The organism is Luteibacter sp. SVR4-7G, assembly GCF_056755555.1.
On the sequence record NZ_JBPGXO010000001.1, the window covers coordinates 194,040 to 200,529 of the forward strand.

Below are 6,490 nucleotides of genomic sequence, written 5' to 3' on the forward strand. Positions count from 1 at the left end.
CGCGGCTCAGCGGGCTGCCGGCGCCTCCGGCCGGAGACTTTCCACCAGCACGATCTCGCAGCCGCCGGCACCGGTGTCGTCGCGCGTCAGCGAGGTATTCCAGTGCCAGCCGTCGTCGCGCTTCACGTCGACGAGGAAACCCTCGAAGTGGACGACCTCGCCGGGACGGACGTCGCGCAGTTCGCGGGCGGCGGCGTCGTTCGCCGGGATCATGTGCATGTTCGCGCTCGAATCCTCGATCTCGCGGCGTGGGATCGGGAAGTTGTCCGTATACCAGTAGTAGAAGCGGTTGGACTGCGAGATGCGGATGCGGTCGAGCACCGCGCTGTCCGACATGCGCCCCCAGCCCATCGCCAGGTCGGTCGGTGCGATCGGCGCCAGGTCGTCCAGCTGGTAATCCTCGCGGGACAGCACGCGGCCGGTCATCGCGAAGGAGGCCCGTGTGCTGAGGGTGAAATGTCCCCGGCTCAACGTGCTGCCGCCGCCGATGGCTTCCTGCGCGGGCGCATCGGGGGCGAGGATGCCCGATGCTTCGTAAAAAGGTCGGTGCTTCCACCAGGAGTACGCGCCCCAGCCGCAGAGCAGGAGCAGGACGACGAGCCAGACGCGCATGGAACGAACCGTTAGGACGATGGGAGGGCAACGGATGGCGTCGCCTCCGGTTGACCCGTGGCGCAGCCCCGCGTGCTGAGGAGTTCGGCGGGAACGTCGCGGATCACGGCAGCCAGGGCTTCGAAGAACGGCGTCATGGCGGAGCTTTTCCGCCACAGCATGGCGATCCGCCGGCTCGGTGCCGGGGCCTCGAACTCCACCAGCCGCACGTTGGCCGACTGCGCCACAGGCGGCTTTACCGCCAGGGCGGGCAGGAGTGTGATGCCCACGTTCGCCGACACCATCTGCCGCAAGGTTTCCAGGCTGGTGGCGCGGAAACCGGACTTCTCGCCCGCACCGGCCATGTGGCAGACCTCCAGGGCCTGGTCGCGCAGGCAGTGCCCGTCCTCGAGCAGCAGCAGGTCCTGTTGCGAAAGGTCTTGCATGCGCAGGTGCTGCTTCGCGGCCAGCGGATGGCCGCCCGGCACGGCCAGGACGAAGGGCTCCTCGAAGAGGAATTCCACGTGCAGGGAGTCGTCGTGCACCGGCAGCGCCAGGATGCCGGCGTCGAGGGTGCCCTCGCGCAGCATGTGCAGCACCTGTTCGGTCTTTTCCTCGCGCAGCAGGAGTTCCAGCCGCGGGAAGCGCTCGCGCAGGCGCGGAATCACGTGGGGCAGGAGGTACGGGCCCAAGGTGGGGAAGATGCCCAGGCGGATCGTGCCCGACTCGGGATCGCGGGTGCGCTGGGCGATGGATTTGATCTCGTCGACCTGGGATAGCACGGCACGGGCACGCCGCGCGATTTCACGTCCCGTTTCCGTCAGCAGGACTTTCCGTGGGGTACGTTCCACCAGCGCCACGCCCAGTTCGTCCTCCAGCTTGCGGATCTGGGTGGAGAGCGTGGGCTGGCTGACGAAGCTGGCTTCGGCCGCCCGCCCGAAATGGCGGTATTCCGCCAGGGCAACCAGGTAGGACAAATCGCGCAGATTCATGATGGCTGTCTCGAACGGCCTCGTGATAGGTGCAGCCTATCACATTCATGCCTACAATCGATTTGGAATATATGTACTCGGCCGGTAAGCTTGTACGGAAGAGTTCACCGAAAGCCCTTCACCCAACCCTCAACGGAGAGTCTAAATGCTGAGCATTGGCGACAAGTTCCCCCAGTTCAACCTCAAGGCCGTGGCCGGTGGCCCGCTGGCCAACAAGATCGAAGATGCCTTCGTCGACGTGACCGACAAGTCCTACGAGGGTAAGTGGAAGCTTGTCTTCTTCTATCCGAAGGACTTCACCTTCGTCTGCCCGACCGAGATCAAGGGCTTCAGCGACCTGAACGAGAAGTTCGCGGACCGCGACTGCCAGATCCTGGCCGCCTCGACCGACTCCGAGTTCGTTCACCGCGCCTGGCGCATGGACCACGCCGACCTGAAGGACCTGAAGTTCCCGATGCTGGCGGACATCAAGAAGGACCTCACCACTGCCCTCGGCATCCTGACCGATGAAGGCGTTGCCCAGCGCGCCACCTTCCTCGTCGATCCGAATGGCGTGATCCAGTTCGCCTACGTCACCGCCGGTTCGGTCGGCCGCAACCCGGACGAAGTGCTGCGCGTCCTCGACGCCCTGCAGACCGACGAGCTATGCGCCTGCAACTGGAAGGCCGGCGACGAGACCCTCAAGGTCGCCTGATCGACTCGTTCCACCAAGTCCCCGCCGCGTTCCCTCCCTCGCGCGGCGGGGCACCCTCCTTCGCCTCTTTCGCGTTCCCACGTGAACCGGTGCCCGCAGGCGCCGAGACATTCCGTGCCTCTTTCCCTTACATCCAAGATAAAGGTGCATCCATGAGCGTCGCCGATCTGCGCAGCAAGCTTCCCGAATATGCGAAAGACCTCAAGCTCAACCTCGACTCCGTGCTGAGCGAAGCGGGCGCGCCGGGCCTCAGCATGGCCCAGATCGCGATGGTCGCCCTGGGTTCGGCCTATGCCTCCCGCTTCAAGCCGCTCACCGAGGCGATCGCCGCTTTCGCCGCCGAGCACGCCTCGAGCGAGCAGCTGACCGCCGCCAAGGGCTCGGCAGCGATCATGGGCATGAACAACATCTATTACCGCTTCCAGCACCTCGTCAGCCACCCGGAATACGAGACCATTCCGGCGAAGCTGCGCATGAATGTCATCGGCGCCTATAAGGGCGACGCGAAGAACGACTTCGAGCTCGTGTCGCTCGCGGTGTCCGCGGTGAATGGCTGCGGCATGTGCATCGACTCGCACGACCGCGTGCTGCGCGAGGGTGGGGTCAGCGTGCAGGCGATCCAGAGCGCCGTGCGCATCGCTTCGGTGCTCCACGCGGTGGCGGTGGTCCTCGAACAGGCCGACGCGGCAGGCTGATCCATCGAAAGGCCGCTTAACACGGCCTTTCTTCCTCATGGGCGACTCTCCGCGCACATCCACGCGAGGAGGGTTCGTCATGAGCTACGTAGACGGTTTCGTGGCACCGGTGCCGGTCGACCGCCTGGGCGACTACAAGAAGATGGCCCGCCTGGCCGGCAAGGTCTGGATGGAACATGGCGCGCTCGCCTATTCCGAATGCGTGGCCGACGACGTCAAACCCGGCAAGGTCACCTCGTTTCCGCAGTCGGTGAAGCTGAAGCCGGACGAGGTCGTGGTCTTCTCCTGGATCGTCTACGAGAGCCGCCGTGAGCGCGACAGGATCCTGAAGAAAGTGATGGCAGATCCGCGGCTTGCCGCCTTCTCGGACCCCAAGGCGCTGCCCTTCGACGGCAAGCGGATGTTCTTCGGTGGCTTCAAGCCCATCGTGGAGCTTTGAGTAAGTTCTGACGCATTGCAGCGAAACCGGGGGTGCCTTCTGGCACTGTGTCGAAGGTCACCCTGTTCGCAGGATGCAGGGATTACCCACAGGGAGTCCCACCTGCCATGCGTCGTTTCGTCCGTCCCCTCGTTCTCACCGCGCTCGCCGCCTGCTGTGGCGCCGCGCTCGCCGCCGGCACGGACGCCGCGCCGCCGCTCGGCCACCTGCCCACCTGGGCCCAGCCGGAATCCTATAAGTTGTCCTTCAAGGTGGACCCGAAGCAGGAGAACTACTCGGGTACCACGGCCATCCGCATCAAGCTCACCCAGCCCTCCGACTTCGTCTGGCTGCATGGCAAGGACCTCAAGGTCACCAAGGTCACCGTGACCGACGCCGCCGGCAAGACGCACGCCGGCAAGTACACCGTCGCGGCCGAGAAGGAAGGTGTCGCCAAGGTCGACCTGGGCGCGAAGCTCGAGGGCGAGATCACCCTCGCGATGGAATTCACCGCGCCGCTGAACAAGCAGCTGCAGGGCCTGTACAAGGTCTCGCACGAAGGCGTGCCCTATGCGATGACGCAGATGGAGCCGGTGTCGGCCCGTTATGCCTTCCCGGGCTTCGACGAGCCGTCGTTCAAGGTGCCGTTCGACATCAGCCTCACCATTCCGGCCGACGACCAGGGCGTGGCCAATACCGCGCAGATCAAGGAAGAGAAGGCCGGCGCGGGCTGGAAGACGCTGACCTTCTCGACCACGAAGCCGCTGCCGACCTACCTGGTCGCCTTCGCCGTCGGTCCGTGGGACGTCGTGAAGGGGCCGGATATCGCTCCGACCCAGTACCGCACGCATGTGACGCCGCTGCGCGGCATCGCCGCCAAGGGCGAAGGCCATCGCATGCAGCACGTGCTTGGCGAGACCAGCTCGATCATCCACACGCTCGAGGACTACTACGGCTTCGGCTATCCGTATGACAAGCTCGACCTGCTTGCCGCGCCGGACTTCAGCGCGGGTGCGATGGAGAACGCGGGCCTCGTCACCTTCCGCGACTGGCTGCTGCTGATCGATCCGGATTCCGCGGCGCAGTACGTGCGCGGCTCGTTCAACGTCAATGCGCACGAGCTGGCTCACCAGTGGACCGGCGACACCGTGACGATGAAGTGGTGGGACGACATCTGGCTCAACGAGGCCTTCGCTACCTGGATGCAGCAGAAGGTCACCATCAAGGTGCATCCGGAGTATCGCGCCGACCTCGACCGTGTCCGCGGCGCCCAGGGCGCAATGAACAACGACAGCCTGGTCAGCGCGCGCAAGATCCGCCAGCCGATCACCGGCAACGGCGACATCGAGACGGCGTTCGACGGCATCACCTACCAGAAGGGCGCGGCGGTCCTCGGCATGTTCGAGGGCTACGTCACCGAGCCGGTGTTCCAGAAGGGCATGCGTGCCTACATCCAGAAGCATAAGTTCGCCAACGCTACGGCGGACGACCTGATCGATTCCATCGCCGAGGCCGCCGGCCAGGGCAATGAGTTCAAGAGCGCCTTCCGCAGCTTCCTCGATCAGTCCGGCGTGCCCTACGTGGCCACCGAAGTGAAGAACGAAGGCGGCAAGACGGTTCTGCATCTTTCGCAGAGCCGCTACCTGCCGCTGGGCAGCACCGGCGACGCGAAGCGCGTGTGGGGTGTGCCGATGTGCGTGCGCTACGGCACCGACGGCGGCGGCAACAAGGTCAAGTGCGAACTGTTCGACAAGGCGACGGGCACGATGGTGCTCGACGGCGCGGCGAAGAACGGCTGGGTGCTGCCGAACGCCGACGGCCGCGGTTACTACCGCTTCGCGCAGAGCAAGGCCGATCTCGCCGCGCTCTCGAAGGTGGTGGGTACGCTGACCGACGCCGAGCAGCTGGCCTATGCCGACGCCGTGCGCGCCGGTTTCCAGCATGGCGATCTCGATGCCGGCGACGTGCTGGCCGCGTTCAAGCCGCTCACCGCGTCGAAGACCCGCGAGGTGTTCACCGCACCGCTCGGCACGTTCCACTGGATCGTGGCCAACGAGGCCCAGACGGATGCGCAGCGCGAACGCCTGCGCAAGTGGGCCAGCGACGCCTACCTGCCGAAGCTCAAGGAACTCGGCTACCGCAAGAAGGCCGGCGAACCGGATAACGACACCCTGACCCGCACCGCGCTTGCCGGCTTCCTCGCCGACAAGGACATCGGCGTGCCGGAGGTGCGTGCCGAACTGCTGAAGCAGGGCGATGCCGCGCTGAAGACGAAGGACGGCCACCTCGACCTTGAAGCCGCCGATGCCGACCTGCTCGGCGACGCGCTGGGCGTGGCGGTGCAGGAACGCGGCGCGCCGGCGGTCGATGCGATCATCGCGGAGATCCCGAAGACCTCGGACCCGGCCAAGCGCAACGCGATGCTTTCGGCGCTGGCCGACATCAAGGATCCGGCGCTGGCCAACAAGGCTCGCGATTTCGCGCTCGGCAAGGACGTGAAGGTCGGTGAGATGGCGATGGTGCTCCACGGCGGTCGCGACACGGAAGCCTCGCGCGCGGACATGTGGAAGTGGTTCGTCGCCAACTACGACAAGATCGTGGGCCGCACGGGCAGCTTCGCCGGCGGCAGGCTCCCGGCCCTCGGCGGCGGTGGCGGCTGCTCCAAGGCCGAAGCCGATCGCCTGAGCGCGTTCTTCAAGCCGCGTATGAGCCAGGTGAGCGGCGCGGAACGCGGCCTCGCCCAGACCAGCGAGGAAATCCTGCTGTGCTCGGCACAGAAGGCCAAGCAGGACCCGCAGGCCATCCTGCGCTGATCCCGTTCCACTTCGCGTAACGAAAGCCGGGCGAGCAATCGCCCGGCTTTTTTCTGTAGGAGCGCGCACCGCGCGCGACAGCCTTTCGCGTCGGTTGCCCCGCTTGCGCGTGCCCATGTCTTAAGCGGCTTCGCCGCAGGGAGCGGTTGCCGGCTCGGCTATCGCCATCCCGTTTTGCTTGGGCGTGGCGGCGGGTCGCCGGCGCCTGCATTTTTTCGCTAAGTCCTCGTCCGGCCTACGCCTCCCTGCGGAATCGCTCCAAAAACGGCAGCCACCGGCTCCTCCCA

The 6,490-nt window shown here is 65.7% G+C and carries 6 protein-coding genes; 4 read left to right on the plus strand and 2 right to left on the minus strand.

All coding sequences use genetic code 11. The annotated features are described in order from the left end of the window. Nucleotides 1–6 precede the first annotated feature (6 nt). Together ACR9ZH_RS00820 and oxyR are read right to left on the minus strand one after the other, a co-directional pair. Nucleotides 7–612 carry a hypothetical protein gene (locus ACR9ZH_RS00820; protein WP_481288853.1) on the minus strand — a complete coding sequence of 202 codons (606 nt, stop codon included), beginning with the start codon at nt 610–612 and terminating at the stop codon, nt 7–9. 11 nt (nt 613–623) lie between these two features. Continuing rightward, a complete protein-coding gene (gene oxyR, locus ACR9ZH_RS00825; protein ID WP_481288854.1) occupies nt 624–1,583 on the minus strand; it encodes a DNA-binding transcriptional regulator OxyR in 960 nt (319 codons plus the stop codon). Between the two features lie 145 nt (nt 1,584–1,728). Between oxyR and ACR9ZH_RS00830 the strand changes: the two genes are divergently transcribed. The 4 genes from ACR9ZH_RS00830 (at nt 1,729) to ACR9ZH_RS00845 (ending at nt 6,203) form a co-directional block, all read left to right on the plus strand. Beyond that, on the plus strand, nt 1,729–2,277 hold the full coding sequence (locus ACR9ZH_RS00830; RefSeq protein ID WP_481288855.1) for a peroxiredoxin: 549 nt from the start codon (nt 1,729–1,731) through the stop codon (nt 2,275–2,277). A 152-nt stretch (nt 2,278–2,429) separates the two neighbouring features. After that, the gene (locus ACR9ZH_RS00835) at nt 2,430–2,972 is read left to right on the plus strand and encodes a carboxymuconolactone decarboxylase family protein (RefSeq protein WP_481288856.1); all 543 of its coding nucleotides are present in this window, start codon (nt 2,430–2,432) and stop codon (nt 2,970–2,972) included. A gap of 79 nt (nt 2,973–3,051) precedes the next feature. Next, nucleotides 3,052–3,411 carry a DUF1428 domain-containing protein gene (locus tag ACR9ZH_RS00840; RefSeq protein WP_481288857.1) on the plus strand — a complete coding sequence of 120 codons (360 nt, stop codon included), beginning with the start codon at nt 3,052–3,054 and terminating at the stop codon, nt 3,409–3,411. A 107-nt stretch (nt 3,412–3,518) separates the two neighbouring features. Beyond that, a complete protein-coding gene (locus ACR9ZH_RS00845; RefSeq protein WP_481288858.1) occupies nt 3,519–6,203 on the plus strand; it encodes a M1 family metallopeptidase in 2,685 nt (894 codons plus the stop codon). Nucleotides 6,204–6,490: the final 287 nt, after the last annotated feature.

Bases quoted from the DNA above. Each gene is read 5' to 3' on its own strand.
- ACR9ZH_RS00820 (WP_481288853.1), bottom strand. From the start codon at position 612: ATGCGCGTCTGGCTCGTCGTCCTGCTCCTGCTCTGCGGCTGGGGCGCG.
- ACR9ZH_RS00835 (WP_481288856.1), top strand. From the start codon at position 2,430: ATGAGCGTCGCCGATCTGCGCAGCAAGCTTCCCGAATATGCGAAAGAC.
- ACR9ZH_RS00840 (WP_481288857.1), top strand. From the start codon at position 3,052: ATGAGCTACGTAGACGGTTTCGTGGCACCGGTGCCGGTCGACCGCCTG.
- ACR9ZH_RS00845 (WP_481288858.1), top strand. From the start codon at position 3,519: ATGCGTCGTTTCGTCCGTCCCCTCGTTCTCACCGCGCTCGCCGCCTGC.
- ACR9ZH_RS00830 (WP_481288855.1), top strand. From the start codon at position 1,729: ATGCTGAGCATTGGCGACAAGTTCCCCCAGTTCAACCTCAAGGCCGTG.
- oxyR (WP_481288854.1), bottom strand. From the start codon at position 1,583: ATGAATCTGCGCGATTTGTCCTACCTGGTTGCCCTGGCGGAATACCGC.